Origin of the sequence: Mesobacillus jeotgali, assembly GCF_031759225.1 — a bacterium.
In the GTDB taxonomy this organism is placed as follows: domain Bacteria; phylum Bacillota; class Bacilli; order Bacillales; family Cytobacillaceae; genus Mesobacillus; species Mesobacillus jeotgali_B.
The window spans coordinates 3,687,888-3,702,552 of sequence record NZ_CP134494.1 but is presented as its reverse complement, the minus strand read 5'-3'; the positions used below and the strand labels follow the sequence as shown (position 1 = coordinate 3,702,552).

The window sequence follows — 14,665 nt, the reverse complement described above, 5'->3', positions numbered from 1 at the left end:
AATATTAATTCGTAATGGTTACGATTTACCTTCTGTATCATACAAAAGGATGGGAGCAAAATCAAGTAAAATATTTTGGTTCGGATTCAGTTTAATGTATTCTATTAGAAAGGAAATTTTTTTAAGAGGAGAGAGAATAGATGAGAATGCTTGATGAAATTCTAGATTTCAATGAAAAGTTTGTATCAGAAAAGAAATATGAAGAATTCACCACTACTAAGTTTCCGAATAAAAAGATGGTTATTTTGACATGTATGGATACAAGGCTGGTTGAACTTTTACCTAGGGCCTTGAATATTCGCAATGGTGATGTGAAAATTGTCAAAAATGCAGGTGCCTTGATCATGCATCCTTTCGGAAGTATCATGAGAAGTTTGCTTGTTGCCGTTTACCAGCTGCAGGCAGAGGAAGTGGCAATCATTGGCCATTATGATTGTGGTATGAGCGGGATGAAGCCCGACATCGTGATCGAAGAAATGAAAAAGCGCGGAGTCAGCGATGACATGTTGAATACATTGAACTACTCCGGAATAGACGTAAAGGAATGGCTTCACGGTTTCGATAACGTCAAGGACAGCGTTGCCCACAGTGTCGAAATCGTTAAAAACCATCCCTTGATGCCTAAGGATGTTCCGGTCCATGGATTGGTGATCGATCCTTCAACGGGAAGGCTTGATCAAGTGATCGATGGCTACGAAAAATAATTAATGGTTATGGACTTTCGTATTTTTCTTTGACGGCCATTCCTCCGGTACCGGGTCCATCCCTCCTGGGTGGAAGGGCTGGCATTTAAGGATGCGTACTATCGTCAGCCAGCCGCCTTTAATAGGTCCAAACCTTGTAATTGCTTCAAGCCCGTAATGGGAGCATGTCGGGTAAAATCTGCATGTAGGCGGCTTCAATGGCGAAATGACAACCTGATAAAAACGTATGATGCCGATGAATGCTTTTTTTAGCATGGTGTTCATCCCTTCTTTAAATCCTAAAAAGGAGCTGATTGCAGCTCCTTTTATTTATTTTCATCATGAGCTTTTGCTTCACCAGAATCTTCATGGCTGTCACTGCTGTCAATCGGGTCGACCGTATGCTTATACTGATATGCCTTTGAAGTAGTGACTACGCTTAATATTAAAACAATGATAACGATAATGACTGAGATAATCAAAACGGTATACATAAAAAGGCCTCCTTTGCTTCAAAATTATTTTAGCATGTTCTTTTCAGCGGTAGGAAAAAAGTTGCTGCCAGCATGTTTTTTATAAAGCTGGAAGGGGAATATAATCTATGACTATAAGGGAGGATGAAATAAAAATGGCACAATCAGATTTAATTCAAGCAGTAAATAAGCAGGTTGCGAACTGGACGGTACTTTACACAAAGCTTCATAACTATCACTGGTACGTGAAAGGCCGTCATTTCTTCACACTGCATACGAAATTCGAAGAGCTTTATAACGAAGCCGCGACAATCATCGATGAATTCGCCGAAAGAATTCTCGCATTGGAAGGAAAGCCTGTTGCGACTCTTAAGGAATATCTTGAACTGTCTTCAGTTAAAGAAGCAAAAGGGTCCGAAAATGAAGAAGAAATGGTCAAGCAATTGCACGATGACTTTGCTACCATTGTGGACGAGCTCCATAGCGCAATAGAACTTGCAGAAAAGGAAGAAGATACAGCTACAGCCGATATGCTGACAGAAGTGAAAATGAGCCTTCGCAAGCATATGTGGATGTTCAAGGCTTATCTTGGATAAAAATATAGGGAAAACTGGCCGAGTGGCCAGTTTTTTTCATGGTTTGAACAGATTTGACTGTGTGGAGGCGAATGGTTGGCAAAAAGAAAAACCGGCCGCAGCCGGTTTTATATGTATAGTCATTTTAAGGATTAATGCACATTTCGGGAGGGATATGAATTGACAGAGCGGGCGCCGAAATCGTCCTGGGCAAACTTTCCTTTCAAGCTCTCAATCAAGTAAAGCCCCATTAAATCATAAAGCTCCTGCTTATCAAGGTCCTGGATGATCTTCAACAAGTCTTCTCGGCTCATTTCTTCAAGGAAGGCAAAAGCGAGCATATCGATATCCTCTTCATCACCGGTCAATTTATTGCGGTATAGTTCGTATAGCTCATCAATCAGTTTCATGAATTTCACCTCTCCTTCTTGATCGTCCATAATTCCTTATACTTATTTAATACCCTCCAACGGAAAAAATATGCCATGGATTTGAAGTATTTTCCTATTGGGTTCGCTGATTTGCTTATATCTATATTTGGTCTAATTTTAACATACAGACAACTTTAAGAGTAATTTGGAGGGCAGAAAAAATTATTTATTTTATAGATATTCAGTATAAACGAATATAGACGCAGGGAACGATATCCTTGAGGTGAGGCATATGCCAGAAGGCAAAAAAACATATTACATTAACATCAGTGAAGGCCATATTTCAAGCGATTCAACTGCATCTCCATGGAATTTTAAAATTGAGGCAAATGACGAGGAAATCACCGCATTAAGGGAAATATTTGACCAGAGCCACTCCACAGGCTGGCAAAATTTCATGAGAGCGCATGTCCCGTATATCCAGTACCATTATGACCGTGAAAATGACGCCCTCGACCGACAGCTGATCCAGACATATGAAATGATTCATAAACTCGGCGACGAAGAAGCCAGGAACCATATTGAAAGCATGGGAATCCTTCCTGAAAAATAGAGCAGCCGCAGACAATGGTCTGCGGTTTATTCATTTTCTGATTTTCTATATAATTAGGACATGATTTAAAAACGGGGAGTTTTCATGATGAAATTTAAAGATATGAACGGCGGAGATGTGATCTTATTCTTCCAGGAAAACGCCTTTGAAAAAAGTGCGCGCCATGTGCTGGTCATCTGTAAATATAAAGGTGAATGGCTGTTGACCAAGCATGGTGTCAGAGGTCTTGAATTCCCCGGCGGCAAAATGGAGAAGGGTGAAACTCTTGAGGAGGCTGCTCATCGTGAGGTCCTGGAGGAAACTGGCGCAGTCTTAGGCAGGCTTGTCAGCATCGGGGAATATCAGGTGAGTGATGAGGAAGGTTCGTTTGTTAAAAGAATCTTTTACGGAGAAGCAGAATCTATAGACCCCCGGGATGACTACCTCGAAACAGGCGGACCCGCACTTATCAGTGGTGATTTATTGAAGGAGAGAATGAAGGACGAGTTTAGTTTTATCATGAAGGACGATGTGATAAAGCATAGCCTTGAATTTTTGCAGAAAAGGTTGTGAAAGTGGCGGATTCGCCGCTTTTTTTGTTGGTATGGGGTTAGATTGCATCGGAATCAACTTGAGGTTTAATCTCTGGATCAGGATATTGGCGAAAATCCGATTTTATTGGCGGAGTTCACAACTTTATTGGCGAAAATATGATTTTATTGGCGAAGTTCACAACTTTATTGGCGAAAATCAAAATTTATTGGCGCAGCCGCAACTTATTCTAATTAAGCCGCTTTTTTATTGCCATGAAAAGAAGCCAGACCTCGTCCCGGCTTCATTATTGATTGCTTTTGATCAGTTTCTTTTCGAGCAGTTCGACGAGCTGATACATCACCGTTGCAAATACAGCAATGACGAGCAGCGACAAGAAGACGAGTGTGAAGTTAAAAACCTGGAATCCATAGATGATCATATACCCTAGGCCACGTGCGGAAACGAGGAATTCTCCGACAATGACACCTACCCAGCTCAGGCCGACATTCACTTTCAAAGTAGAGATAATGGTCGGGAAGGAAGCTGGCAGGATAGCCTCTTTGAAAGATTGAGCCCTTGTAGCTCCGAAGGTCTGCAGCACCTTTAGATAGTTGGGATCCACCTCTTTAAAAGCTGTATACACCACGATTGTCGTGATGATCACGGAGATGATTGCGCCCATCGCGATGATCGAGGACATATTGGTGCCGAGCGCTACGATAAGAATAGGACCTAGCGCCACCTTTGGCATTGAATTCAGGATTACTAGATAGGGGTCCAGGATTTTTGACAGCATGGGTGACCACCATAAAAGAGCAGCAAGCAGGGTGCCGACTAGTGTACCAAGAATGAAACCCAATACGGTTTCTGCCAGCGTCACTCCAAGGTTGACAGCTAATGACCCATCCATCGTTTTTTCAATCAGCATATTCCATATTTTTGACGGTGAACTGAATAGCAGCGGGTCAATCCATTTTTGCTGACTGGAGATTTCCCAAAGAGAAAAAAAGGCAATGAAGATCAGCAATTGATAAACACGCACGGTTTTTCGCTCGCGGCTTAACTTTTTCAGGTATTGTTGATGGAGGAGTTCAGTTTTCTTCTGGCTCAATGGATTCCAACTCCTTCCATATATTCTGGAACAGTTCGTTATACAAAGGATGGTTTCTGGCCTCGAACGGACTAAGGTTTCGCAGTTCTTCCGGAATGGTGAAAGTTCTGTGCAAGCGTCCTGGCCTTGGGGAAAATAGGAAGATCCGGTCGCTCATTGCGATTGCTTCGCCAATATCATGGGTTACGAGAATGGCTGTTTTTCCAAAAGTTTTGAATGTATTAGAAACAAGGTCCTCGAGCTTTAATTTTGTTTGGTAGTCCAGTGCGGAGAAGGGTTCGTCAAGCATGAGCAGCTTTGGCTCCGTTGCCAGGGTCCTGACGAGCGCCACTCGCTGGCGCATCCCTCCGGATAACTGTTTTGGGTAAAGTTTTTCAACATTCTCCAAACCCATTTGCCTGAGCAGCGATAGAACTTCTTCTTTCTTGGAAGCTTCCAGAGTTCCACTAATCTTCAAGCCAAGGAAGATATTTTCTTCAATCGTTTTCCAAGGAAATAAATAATCCTGCTGCAGCATATAACCTGTTTGATTCGCAGCATCCTGGACTGATTTGCCTTCCAGTTTTACCTGGCCATCGGTGGGCTCAATCAGCCCTGCGATGATCGAAAGCAGTGTTGTTTTGCCGCAGCCGCTCGGACCCAGGAAGGATACGAACTCTCCTTCCCGGACATCGAGTGAAATATCATTCAAAGCAGTGACAGCAGATGTTTTTGTGAAATAAGTGTGTTGGATTCCTCTTAATGTCAAAAAGTCCATTGGCTGCAACCTCCTGTTATTTCATGATTTCTTCTGCAACCTCTGTATTTACTAATGTTTCATGGCTCACTTCCTCAGGAAGTTCTCCTGCCTCATCCATGATATCCTGCAGGTTATTCCATTCCTCTTCATCGAGAATCGGGTCAGTCGCGAATGAACCCTGGCTCTTGTAACGATCAACAACCGTTTCAATCAGCGACAAATCTGTATCCTTAAAATATGGCTGTATGACCTCCGCTGTTTCTTTGGCACTGTGTGATTCTACCCACTTCTGTGCCTTATGGACGGCACGGGTGAACTTCTCGATTGTCTCCGGGTTTTTCTTCATGTAGCTTTCTTTTGCCATAAATGTGGTATATGGTACATGACCGGACTCCGTTCCGAAAGAAGCGACGATATGGCCTATGCCTTCCAATTCAAACATGCTGGCCTGCGGCTCGAAAAGCTGGACGAAGTCACCAGTTCCGGAAGCGAAGGCATTTGGAATATTTGCGTAATCAATATTTTGGATCATTTCTAAATCTGCCTTAGGATCGATGCCGTGCTTCTTAAGGACGAATTCACCTACCATTTGAGGCATACCGCCTGTACGCTGTCCGAGATAGGTAGCTCCTTTTAACTGATCCCACGAGAAATCATCGATTTTTTCCCGGGACACGAGGAAGGTGCCATCGGTTTGCGTCAGCTGGGCAAAGTTGATGACTGGATCATTTGATCCCTGTGCATAAACGTAGATGGAGGTTTCAGAACCGACCAGGCCGATATCTGCGGCGTTCGAGAGTACGGCTGTCATGGTCTTGTCGCCACCCCATGTTGTCGTCAGCTCGATTTTCAAACCTTCTTCCTCAAAAAATCCTTTTTCAAGGGCAACATATTGAGGAGCATAGAAGATTGAACGTGTAACCTCAGCAACTTTGACAGTCTGTACCTTGTCTTGGCCGCAGGCTGCAAGAGGTATAATAAGTACAGCAGCTAAAAATAAAGCAAAACCGGCTTTGAACCATTTTTTCATCATGATGCCTCCTAAAAATCTGTCTTAAATTGGGCTTACAGTATCGTATGGAATCATCTGAAAATGTGTGAATGCCCAGTAACCAAATTTAAAAAAATTCATATAAGAGGAGTGTTAACGTTGGAATATGACGGGCAAATAATCTCAGCTTATAAATTTCCTTCCCCCAATCCTACGGTGGAGCTGGAGATGGTCACCTATTATGCAGGCGGACTTCGGGTCAAGGGTCTTCTGGCTAAACCAGTTGATGGAAGCGGAACAGAAGGATTTTTGTATCTGCGCGGCGGAATCAAAAATGTGGGCAAGGTACGTCCTGCCCGGATTGCACAATTTGCATCTGAAGGCTTTACGGTTTTTGCTCCTTTTTACAGGGGAAACCAGGGAGGTGAAGGGGACGAGGACTTCGGCGGCGACGACCGGGTCGATGCCTTTGCTGGATTCATGCTGCTGCAATCCTTGCCATGGGTTGAAAGAGTTCATGTCTTTGGTTTTTCCCGCGGTGGTTTGATGGCATTGCTGACGGCCATTCAATTTCCCGAGACAGCGTCGGTCGTTACCTGGGGAGGGGTAACGGATATGTTCTTGACGTACGTGGAAAGAAAGGATTTGCGCAGAATGATGAAAAGGGTGATCGGCGGGTCGCCCAAAAAGGTACCGAAAAGGTATAAATTCAGGTCGCCATTGTACGAAATGGAAAATTTGAAGGCACCGGTGCTGCTCATCCACGGCAGGAATGACCACAATGTGTCAATTGAACACTCCTATCGGATCGAGAAGCGGTTAAAAGAGTTGGACAAGCCTGTGGAAAGCTGGTACTTTGATGAATATACACACTACTTCCCACCGGCGATGAACCGGAAAGTAGTCACCGATTTAACGAATTGGATGAAATCACACGAGCAACAATGATAAAATGAAAATGAAATCAATGAAGAACAATAGAGGAGCGAATACGATGGGGATGCCATTAGAGTTGAATACAATGATCGTAACAAAGGGCCGAGAAAAGAGGCTCCAAGACAATTTCTTCTCTTTGAAAAAGGAAGGCTACAGGCTTTATCCAATTGACATTCCACTAGAAGTCAAGAAAACAATCGAAGGCGACCTGACCGGAACAGGCGTCATTTCCAAAGTCGAGTGGACAGAAAATGAAACAACCATTACTTATCAATTAGTATCCTTAAATTCTACGAACTAAGCAGGGCACATAATGTGCTCTGTTTTTTATTTAGGCAGGAGCTCTGCATAGCCGGAAAAACGCAGAAGAGAGAAAAACGGTAAAAGCAGGAGCTCTGCATTGCCCGAAAAACAGCAAAAGTGAGCTAAACGGTAAAAGCAAAGGCCATCTCCTACCCCGGAGATGGCCTCAATCAACCTATTTCGCTGTCGGTCCGCCTTTTTCTTCGATCACGGATGGTACGTTTGTGAACTTCTTGAAGTTTTCGCGGAATTTGCCTGCGAGTTCATTTGCTTTTGCGTAGTATGCTTCCTTGTCGCTCCATGTCTTGACTGGCTGTAGGACATCGTCAGGTACACCTGGTACATGTGCCGGGATATCCAGGCCGAAGATTTCGTCTTTGACGGTTTCGACATTGTTCAGTTCGCCTTCAAGTGCTGCCTGGACCATTGCGCGAGTGTAAGCCAGCTTCATGCGGCTCCCTGTGCCGTATTCTCCGCCTGTCCATCCTGTGTTCACGAGGAATACCTTCGCATTGTGCTCATCAATCTTTTCACCAAGCATTTCCGCGTATCTTGTTGCTGCAAGCGGAAGGAAAGGTGAGCCGAAGCAAGTTGAGAACGTTGCCTGCGGAGAAGTGATGCCGCGCTCAGTTCCAGCAAGCTTTGATGTATATCCGCTCAAGAAGTGGTACATGGCTTGTTCCTTCGTTAGCTTGGCGATTGGAGGCAATACTCCGAATGCATCAGCAGTAAGGAAGACGATCGCGTTTGGATGACCGGCAATGCTTGGGTCCACGATATTTTCGATCGCCTGGATCGGATAAGCTGCACGAGTATTTTCAGTCAGGCTGCCATCATCATAATCCGCCACACGTGTTTCTTCATCGACGACGACATTTTCAAGCACTGAGCCAAAACGGATCGCGTCATAAATCTGTGGTTCTTTTTCCTTCGACAAGTTGATGCACTTTGCGTAGCAGCCGCCTTCGATGTTGAACACACCATTTGCTGACCAGCCATGCTCATCATCACCAATCAAACGGCGATTGTTATCAGCTGAAAGAGTTGTTTTTCCTGTTCCGGATAAACCGAAGAACAAGGCTACATCGCCTTCGCGTCCCACGTTTGCCGAGCAGTGCATGGATAGGATGCCGCTTTCAGGCAACAAATAGTTCATCACGGAGAAAATGGACTTCTTCATTTCGCCCGCATACTCCGTTCCTCCGATCAAGACGACGCGCTGTTCGAAGGAGACGATGATGAATGTTTCGGAATTTGTTCCATCAACTTTTGGATCCGCTTTGAAAGTCGGGGCAGAGATGACTGTGAATTCAGATTCATGGCCAGCAAGCTCTTCCTCTGTTGGACGGATGAATAATTGATGTGCGAAAAGGTTATGCCAGGCGTATTCATTGATGACCTGGATTGGAAGGCGGTGTTTAATGTCAGCACCAGCAAATCCTTTGAATACGAATACTTCTTCTTTTTCTTTAAGGAAATTCAATACCTTATTATATAGCTTTGTAAAAGATTCTTCTGAAATCGGCTGGTTTACGGAGCCCCAGTCGATCTTGTCCTGTACGGACTTTTCTTCAACAATGAATTTATCTTTAGGTGAACGGCCAGTATACTTACCAGTTGTTGCTCTAACAGCGCCAGTTGATGTCAGGAGCCCTTCATTTCGGTTCAGGACTTTTTCAACAAGCTGGGGAACGGATAACTGGATCTGCATATTGCTGCCACTTAATAATGCTGAAAGTTCGTTTGATATTCCTACAACATTCATCGGAGAATACCTTCCTTTTTTAAAAGATTAATAATTTGTAAGTGTTTACATCTCGATATTAGTATAACACATTTGTTCGATTAATCTATACTAATCACTCGAAAAATTACCTTGTACCTACCTTGCGTTATATAATTCTTTCTTTATATAGTCAAGCGAAAAGGATGCTTTGCAAGTCCATTTTATTTTACAATAAAACTTTCAACAACAATCGACAAAATTACCGAGAAAACCATTGACATGCCATTATAGTTTCGTTATGATTTGGACTTGAACGGATACTCTCTTATCCCGAGCTGGTGGAGGGACAGGCCCAATGAAACCCAGCAACCTGCAGACGTGAAAAAACAGCTACTTTGAATGCTGATCTTTTTCCGGGCAAAGGTGCTAACCTGACGCAAGGGAACTGCCCTTGAACGATAAGAGCGAAAGGCGCGGATTTAAGCTAAAACCTTTCCTCGTAAATGGAGAGGTTTTTTATATTGCTTTTTTCTGTCCAATGCATGGATTTGCAGCTGGAATGCCTTCTTTGGTGTCATTGCTCCCGTGGGTGAAATTAGGAAAAAAAGAAATTCACCATGAATCCTAAACAAATTTTTCTAATAAAAACTCAGCGTTTATTTCATACTACATAGGGAATGAGTACCGTATCAACCCGAGGTCTGTCTTGGGACAGCCTCGATCAATTTTTATACATGAGGGAGGAACTCAGATGTCAAACAAACGCCGTTTGTTCACTTCTGAATCAGTAACAGAAGGCCATCCGGATAAAATTTGCGACCAGATTTCTGACGCGATTTTGGATGCGATCCTTGCAAAAGATGCTAATGCACGTGTTGCTGCTGAAACATCAGTTACGACAGGCCTTGTACTAGTTGCAGGCGAAATCACTACATCTACATACGTAGATATTCCGAAGATTGTCCGTGAAACAGTCAAGGAGATCGGCTACACTCGCGCGAAGTATGGTTTCGACTCTGAAACTTGCGCAGTGTTGACTTCCATTGACGAGCAGTCTGCAGACATCGCTATGGGTGTTGACCAGGCTCTTGAAGCACGTGAAGGACAAATGTCCGATGCAGAAATCGAAGCAATCGGCGCTGGCGACCAGGGCTTGATGTTCGGTTTTGCATGTAATGAAACAAAAGAGCTTATGCCTCTTCCAATTTCATTGGCTCACAAGCTTTCCCGCCGCCTGACTGAAGTGCGTAAGGAAGAAATCCTTCCATACCTTCGTCCGGACGGTAAAACTCAGGTAACGGTTGAATACGATGAAAACGACAAGCCTGTCCGCATCGATACGATTGTTATCTCAACTCAGCACCATCCTGAAGTTTCGCTTGAGCAAATCCAGCGCAACCTTAAGGAACATGTCATCAACCCTGTCGTACCGGCAGAGCTGATTGATGAAAACACAAAATACTTCATCAACCCAACTGGCCGTTTCGTAATCGGCGGACCACAGGGTGATGCAGGTCTTACTGGCCGTAAAATCATCGTTGATACTTATGGCGGATATGCTCGCCACGGCGGAGGCGCATTCTCCGGTAAGGATCCTACAAAAGTTGACCGTTCAGCTGCATACGCTGCCCGTTACGTTGCGAAGAACATCGTAGCTGCCGGCCTTGCTGAAAAAGTTGAAGTTCAGCTTGCATACGCAATCGGTGTTGCCCGTCCGGTATCCATCTCCATCGATACTTTCGGAACAGGCAAAGTAAGCGAAGACGTATTGATCGATGTTGTTGAAAGCAACTTCGACCTTCGCCCTGCTGGAATCATCAATATGCTTGACCTGCGCAAGCCAATCTATAAGCAGACAGCTGCTTACGGACACTTTGGCCGTTCTGACGTTGACCTTCCATGGGAGCGCACAGACAAGGCTGAGACACTTCGCACTCAGGCACTAGAAAAATAAAAAAGCACAAGGGGAGTTGCATAGAAATATGTAACTCCCTTTATTATTTACCGTCTAATCAGGGAACACCAAAAAGTGTCACCAGGTTTGTGTATGGTCCAAAAGGTGTAAAATAGAGTATTACCTTAAATTTCCCTTAGATTTTACTGCAAAAATTTTGCGATTAATGATAGTATTAGATGGTATGTTTTTTGGAAGTGAAATTACTGGGAATAACAATAAATTTTTTCTGAAATGGAGAAGGTGAAGTACATAATGTGTGGCTTTATCGGTTGTGTACATGAAAATGCACAGGAATTCAGCGGCGATGATAAGCAGCTTTTTAAAAATATGAATGACATCATCACCCATCGCGGTCCTGATGATGATGGATATTTCTATGATGAACATATCCAATTCGGCTTCCGCCGCCTGAGTATCATTGACCTTGAGGCTGGCCATCAGCCATTGACCTATGAAAATGAGCGCTACTGGATCATTTTCAACGGGGAAATCTACAACTACCTTGAGCTTCGCGAAGAGTTGATTGAAGAAGGATTGAGCTTCGAAACTCATTCGGATACTGAAGTCATCATTGCCCTTTACAGCCATCTAAAAGAGCAGGCTGTCGACAAGCTGCGCGGAATGTTCGCGTTTGTCATCTGGGATAAACAGGAGCAAGTTCTTTACGGTGCGCGTGACCATTTCGGTATCAAGCCTTTCTTCTACTTTGAAGATGGCGACCGCACGTTCTTTGGTTCCGAGAAAAAGAGCATCCTGCTGGCGCTGGAAAACGATATCCTTGACTACAAGGCACTGCAGCACTATTTGACGTATCAGTTCGTACCAGAACCTAATACAATGTCAGAAGGCATCTACAAGCTTGAGCCGGGGCATTATTTTACAAAGAAAATCGGTTCGCCGATGGAAATCAAGCGTTACTGGAAAGCGAGCTTCTCGCCAATCCACAAAACCGAGGATGAATTCACGAAGGAAATCAGGGACGTCCTGTTCGATTCTGTGAAAATCCATATGCGCAGTGATGTGCCGGTTGGTTCTTTCCTTTCCGGCGGAATTGATTCCTCGATCATCGCGTCGATTGCAAAGCAATACCATCCTGGAATCAAGACATTCTCTGTTGGTTTTGAGCAGAATGGATTCAGCGAAATTGATGTCGCGAAGGAAACGGCTGATCGACTTGGTGTGGAAAACATCAGCTATGTAATCAGTCCGCAGGAATACATGGATGAATTGCCGAAAATCATGTGGCATATGGATGACCCGCTTGCGGATCCGGCAGCTATACCTTTGTATTTCGTTGCCCGTGAAGCAAGAAAGCATGTAACGGTTGTTCTATCAGGAGAAGGTGCGGATGAACTGTTCGGCGGATATAATATCTACCGTGAACCGCAGGATCTTGAGATGTTCAACAAAATCCCTCAAGCAGGGAAGGTTATGCTGAAAGGCATCGCGAAAATGATGCCAGAGGGAATGAAGGGGAAAAGCTTCATTGAACGCGGCGTGACGCCAATGGAAGAGCGCTATATCGGCAATGCGAAGATGTTCACTGAAAAAGAGAAGAGCGAGCTGCTCCACGTATATAACGGCCAGTATGATTACAGGGATATCACAAAGCCTCTTTACAGAGAGAGCAGAGGATATGACCCGGTTGATACAATGCAATATATCGATATCCATACATGGATGCGAGGCGACATTTTATTAAAAGCTGATAAAATGACAATGGCTCATTCACTTGAGCTTCGTGTTCCATTCCTGGATAAAATGGTTTTCGAAACAGCTTCGAAGATTCCGACAAGCCTGAAGACGGCTAACAATACAACAAAGTATATTTTACGTAAAGCAGCTGAGGGTGTGGTTCCTGACCACGTGTTAACCCGCAAGAAGCTTGGCTTCCCGGTGCCGATTCGCCACTGGCTGAAGAACGAAATGAACGAATGGGCAAAGAATATCATCAAGGAAAGCAACACAGAACATCTCATCAATAAGTCATATCTATTGAAACTATTGGATGACCACTGCCAGAACAAAGCGGACAACAGCCGCAAAATCTGGACTGTGTTGATGTTCATGATGTGGCATGACGTATATGTCGAAAAAAAATACTCCTTCCAGAAGGAGTATGAGGCCCAGAAAGTATTGCAGTCTTAAAAATCAGGGAAGGTAGGTAATGGCCTGCCTTCCCATTTGCACCCAGGCTTCCACGAAGTCTTTCATGGGTGCTTTTTTATTTTTTTCGCCTGTCAGCGGGTCATTGAAGTAAACGAAATTTTCATCATAGCCGGTAACCAGGACAGAATGTTCCTTTGTGGTTACTTTCACGGGACCTTCAGGCGTATACCATGTCTGGAAAAAGCTATCGTCCAGCTTTTTATATTCAGTGTTCGTGATCACCCAAACGGGCCTGTCATCTGACAGGTGGATTTTCAGCTCCAGAAATTCTGCGCCCGTCAAATCTTTTATTTTGCCAGGAAGATACTGCTCTGCCAGATCAGCAATCGGCTTGTGGTAGACTCCAAGCCCTGGTTCAGTGTAGGTGTACATATTGCCGACAAAACCTTCATTCGGATCGCCAAAATAGATTTTGCCATCACTGAGACGATATTGAGCAGGGTTTTTCTTCACTTCTTTTGCAAGTGACAGCTTGTCCGCCTGGACTCCGTGATACTGGAGGAGCATGGCCAGGCTAGTGACCTCGCATCCTCTCGGCAGCTCAGGCATTTGCCAGATGGCTGGAGCATCGAGGAGTACCTGTTTCTTGATAGGTATGATCTCGGGTTCGTAATCTTCTATGACCACAGTTGCCTTTTCGGCAGCGGGTTCAGGCTCTTCAAGCAAGCTTTTCACCGACTGTACAGCCTTGGCAACATGGGAAGCTTGAAGATTTTCCATTAGGAAAGCCCCGAGGATCGATGTAAAAACAAACAGGAACATCAGGATGGATTTCATCATGCTATTTTGTTTTCGGATTAACAGATAAAACAAGATTATCAGCGGTATGATTGCCGCAAGCGGTAAATATAGTTTTTCCACATCCATCACCACGTCCGCATATTTCAAAATCAAAAGGGTATACTATATTATTTAGTATCGGACTGGTAACGGGGTTTTTTAGCGAATCATTCACCTTTGTTCTGCAAACTCTTATAGTATTGTCCTTTTTCAGCATATTCTCTTGAAATCCGTTCCATGTCACGGATGTCCTCTTCATTCAATTCACGGATGACCTTTGCCGGACGTCCAAAAGCAAGCGTGTTGGGCGGGATTTTCTTGCCCTGGGGAACAAGGCTGCCGGCCCCGATAAAAGCACCTTCGCCGATTTCAGCCTGGTCAAGGATGATCGACCCCATGCCAATCAACGCTTTTTTCCTGATGATGCAGCTGTGGAGGATGACCTGATGTCCAACCGTCACTTCGTCTTCGAGGATCAAGGGATTGTTTGGACTCTGGTGCAGGACTGAATTATCCTGGATATTCACTTTATCGCCAATGACCGTCGGTGCAACATCGCCGCGGATCGAGGTATTGAACCAGACGCTCGATTCCTCGCCAATTTCGACATCTCCGGTAATCGTTACATAATCCGCGATAAAAGCGGAATCTGCTATTTTAGGTGTTTTGCCATTGCAAGGATAAATCATTGCGCACACTCCTGTAAGTTTATAATGCTTTCGTTT

Annotated in this window: 17 protein-coding genes and 1 riboswitch; of the genes, 8 read left to right on the top strand and 9 right to left on the bottom strand. The window is 44.3% G+C overall.

Going from position 1 to position 14,665, the window contains the following annotated elements; genetic code table 11:
- Positions 1-140 precede the first annotated feature (140 nt).
- A complete protein-coding gene (locus RH061_RS18595) occupies positions 141-704 on the top strand; it encodes a beta-class carbonic anhydrase (protein ID WP_311072339.1) in 564 nt (187 codons plus the stop codon).
- Here RH061_RS18595 and yidD read toward each other — a convergent pair whose 3' ends face one another.
- On the bottom strand, positions 705-959 hold the full coding sequence (yidD, locus tag RH061_RS18590; RefSeq protein WP_311072338.1) for a membrane protein insertion efficiency factor YidD: 255 nt from the start codon (positions 957-959) through the stop codon (positions 705-707).
- Between the two features lie 50 nt (positions 960-1,009).
- Positions 1,010-1,177 carry a YtzI protein gene (gene ytzI, locus RH061_RS18585; protein ID WP_311072337.1) on the bottom strand — a complete coding sequence of 56 codons (168 nt, stop codon included), beginning with the start codon at positions 1,175-1,177 and terminating at the stop codon, positions 1,010-1,012.
- A 107-nt stretch (positions 1,178-1,284) separates the two neighbouring features.
- Between ytzI and RH061_RS18580 the strand changes: the two genes are divergently transcribed.
- Positions 1,285-1,752, top strand: coding sequence for a Dps family protein (locus RH061_RS18580; protein WP_311072336.1), 468 nt, complete (start codon positions 1,285-1,287; stop codon positions 1,750-1,752).
- A gap of 131 nt (positions 1,753-1,883) precedes the next feature.
- Here RH061_RS18580 and RH061_RS18575 read toward each other — a convergent pair whose 3' ends face one another.
- Positions 1,884-2,141 carry a DUF6154 family protein gene (locus RH061_RS18575; protein WP_023626881.1) on the bottom strand — a complete coding sequence of 86 codons (258 nt, stop codon included), beginning with the start codon at positions 2,139-2,141 and terminating at the stop codon, positions 1,884-1,886.
- 253 nt (positions 2,142-2,394) lie between these two features.
- On the opposite strand from RH061_RS18575, the gene RH061_RS18570 reads away from it, so the two are divergent.
- Positions 2,395-2,715 carry a hydrolase gene (locus RH061_RS18570; RefSeq protein WP_311072335.1) on the top strand — a complete coding sequence of 107 codons (321 nt, stop codon included), beginning with the start codon at positions 2,395-2,397 and terminating at the stop codon, positions 2,713-2,715.
- Positions 2,716-2,799: 84 nt separating this feature from the next.
- On the top strand, positions 2,800-3,267 hold the full coding sequence (ytkD, locus tag RH061_RS18565) for an RNA deprotection pyrophosphohydrolase (RefSeq protein ID WP_311072334.1): 468 nt from the start codon (positions 2,800-2,802) through the stop codon (positions 3,265-3,267).
- A gap of 265 nt (positions 3,268-3,532) precedes the next feature.
- On the opposite strand, the gene RH061_RS18560 is transcribed toward ytkD, so the two are convergent.
- From RH061_RS18560 to RH061_RS18550, 3 genes are read right to left on the bottom strand one after another with little or no spacing between them, the layout of a single operon-like run.
- Positions 3,533-4,339 carry an ABC transporter permease gene (locus tag RH061_RS18560; protein ID WP_311072333.1) on the bottom strand — a complete coding sequence of 269 codons (807 nt, stop codon included), beginning with the start codon at positions 4,337-4,339 and terminating at the stop codon, positions 3,533-3,535.
- Positions 4,320-5,096 (bottom strand): ABC transporter ATP-binding protein, encoded by a 777-nt coding sequence (locus tag RH061_RS18555; RefSeq protein ID WP_311072332.1) that lies wholly within the window; start codon positions 5,094-5,096, stop codon positions 4,320-4,322. Before RH061_RS18555 ends, RH061_RS18560 begins: the two co-directional genes overlap by 20 nt.
- A gap of 16 nt (positions 5,097-5,112) precedes the next feature.
- A complete protein-coding gene (locus RH061_RS18550) occupies positions 5,113-6,108 on the bottom strand; it encodes an ABC transporter substrate-binding protein (RefSeq protein ID WP_311076453.1) in 996 nt (331 codons plus the stop codon).
- A gap of 120 nt (positions 6,109-6,228) precedes the next feature.
- Between RH061_RS18550 and RH061_RS18545 the strand changes: the two genes are divergently transcribed.
- Together RH061_RS18545 and RH061_RS18540 are read left to right on the top strand one after the other, a co-directional pair.
- Entirely contained in the window at positions 6,229-7,017 is a 789-nt protein-coding gene (locus RH061_RS18545) for an alpha/beta hydrolase family protein (RefSeq protein WP_311072331.1), read from the top strand.
- 46 nt (positions 7,018-7,063) lie between these two features.
- On the top strand, positions 7,064-7,306 hold the full coding sequence (locus RH061_RS18540; protein ID WP_311072330.1) for a DUF2584 domain-containing protein: 243 nt from the start codon (positions 7,064-7,066) through the stop codon (positions 7,304-7,306).
- A 177-nt stretch (positions 7,307-7,483) separates the two neighbouring features.
- Here RH061_RS18540 and pckA read toward each other — a convergent pair whose 3' ends face one another.
- Positions 7,484-9,073, bottom strand: a complete 1,590-nt coding sequence (pckA, locus tag RH061_RS18535; protein WP_311072329.1) for a phosphoenolpyruvate carboxykinase (ATP) — start codon at positions 9,071-9,073, stop codon at positions 7,484-7,486.
- Positions 9,074-9,356: 283 nt separating this feature from the next.
- Positions 9,357-9,499: riboswitch (SAM riboswitch) on the top strand.
- Positions 9,500-9,785: 286 nt separating this feature from the next.
- On the opposite strand from pckA, the gene metK reads away from it, so the two are divergent.
- Together metK and asnB are read left to right on the top strand one after the other, a co-directional pair.
- Positions 9,786-10,988 carry a methionine adenosyltransferase gene (gene metK / locus RH061_RS18530; RefSeq protein WP_311072328.1) on the top strand — a complete coding sequence of 401 codons (1,203 nt, stop codon included), beginning with the start codon at positions 9,786-9,788 and terminating at the stop codon, positions 10,986-10,988.
- A gap of 255 nt (positions 10,989-11,243) precedes the next feature.
- A complete protein-coding gene (asnB, locus tag RH061_RS18525; protein ID WP_311072327.1) occupies positions 11,244-13,139 on the top strand; it encodes an asparagine synthase (glutamine-hydrolyzing) in 1,896 nt (631 codons plus the stop codon).
- Between the two features lie 3 nt (positions 13,140-13,142).
- Here the strand turns inward: asnB and RH061_RS18520 are convergent, their stop codons facing one another.
- Together RH061_RS18520 and RH061_RS18515 are read right to left on the bottom strand one after the other, a co-directional pair.
- On the bottom strand, positions 13,143-14,027 hold the full coding sequence (locus RH061_RS18520; RefSeq protein ID WP_311072326.1) for a C39 family peptidase: 885 nt from the start codon (positions 14,025-14,027) through the stop codon (positions 13,143-13,145).
- An 80-nt stretch (positions 14,028-14,107) separates the two neighbouring features.
- Positions 14,108-14,629, bottom strand: a complete 522-nt coding sequence (locus RH061_RS18515) for a gamma carbonic anhydrase (protein WP_311072325.1) — start codon at positions 14,627-14,629, stop codon at positions 14,108-14,110.
- Between the last annotated feature and the right edge of the window lie 36 nt (positions 14,630-14,665).

What these genes read in the sequence shown, in the direction of transcription:
- RH061_RS18555 (WP_311072332.1), bottom strand. Translation starts at nt 5,096, where the DNA reads ATGGACTTTTTGACATTAAGAGGAATCCAACACACTTATTTCACAAAA.
- pckA (WP_311072329.1), bottom strand. Translation starts at nt 9,073, where the DNA reads ATGAATGTTGTAGGAATATCAAACGAACTTTCAGCATTATTAAGTGGC.
- RH061_RS18570 (WP_311072335.1), top strand. Translation starts at nt 2,395, where the DNA reads ATGCCAGAAGGCAAAAAAACATATTACATTAACATCAGTGAAGGCCAT.
- RH061_RS18595 (WP_311072339.1), top strand. Translation starts at nt 141, where the DNA reads ATGAGAATGCTTGATGAAATTCTAGATTTCAATGAAAAGTTTGTATCA.
- RH061_RS18580 (WP_311072336.1), top strand. Translation starts at nt 1,285, where the DNA reads ATGACTATAAGGGAGGATGAAATAAAAATGGCACAATCAGATTTAATT.
- yidD (WP_311072338.1), bottom strand. Translation starts at nt 959, where the DNA reads ATGCTAAAAAAAGCATTCATCGGCATCATACGTTTTTATCAGGTTGTC.
- RH061_RS18575 (WP_023626881.1), bottom strand. Translation starts at nt 2,141, where the DNA reads ATGAAACTGATTGATGAGCTATACGAACTATACCGCAATAAATTGACC.
- metK (WP_311072328.1), top strand. Translation starts at nt 9,786, where the DNA reads ATGTCAAACAAACGCCGTTTGTTCACTTCTGAATCAGTAACAGAAGGC.
- RH061_RS18550 (WP_311076453.1), bottom strand. Translation starts at nt 6,108, where the DNA reads ATGAAAAAATGGTTCAAAGCCGGTTTTGCTTTATTTTTAGCTGCTGTA.
- ytzI (WP_311072337.1), bottom strand. Translation starts at nt 1,177, where the DNA reads ATGTATACCGTTTTGATTATCTCAGTCATTATCGTTATCATTGTTTTA.
- RH061_RS18515 (WP_311072325.1), bottom strand. Translation starts at nt 14,629, where the DNA reads ATGATTTATCCTTGCAATGGCAAAACACCTAAAATAGCAGATTCCGCT.
- asnB (WP_311072327.1), top strand. Translation starts at nt 11,244, where the DNA reads ATGTGTGGCTTTATCGGTTGTGTACATGAAAATGCACAGGAATTCAGC.
- RH061_RS18520 (WP_311072326.1), bottom strand. Translation starts at nt 14,027, where the DNA reads ATGGATGTGGAAAAACTATATTTACCGCTTGCGGCAATCATACCGCTG.
- RH061_RS18540 (WP_311072330.1), top strand. Translation starts at nt 7,064, where the DNA reads ATGGGGATGCCATTAGAGTTGAATACAATGATCGTAACAAAGGGCCGA.
- ytkD (WP_311072334.1), top strand. Translation starts at nt 2,800, where the DNA reads ATGATGAAATTTAAAGATATGAACGGCGGAGATGTGATCTTATTCTTC.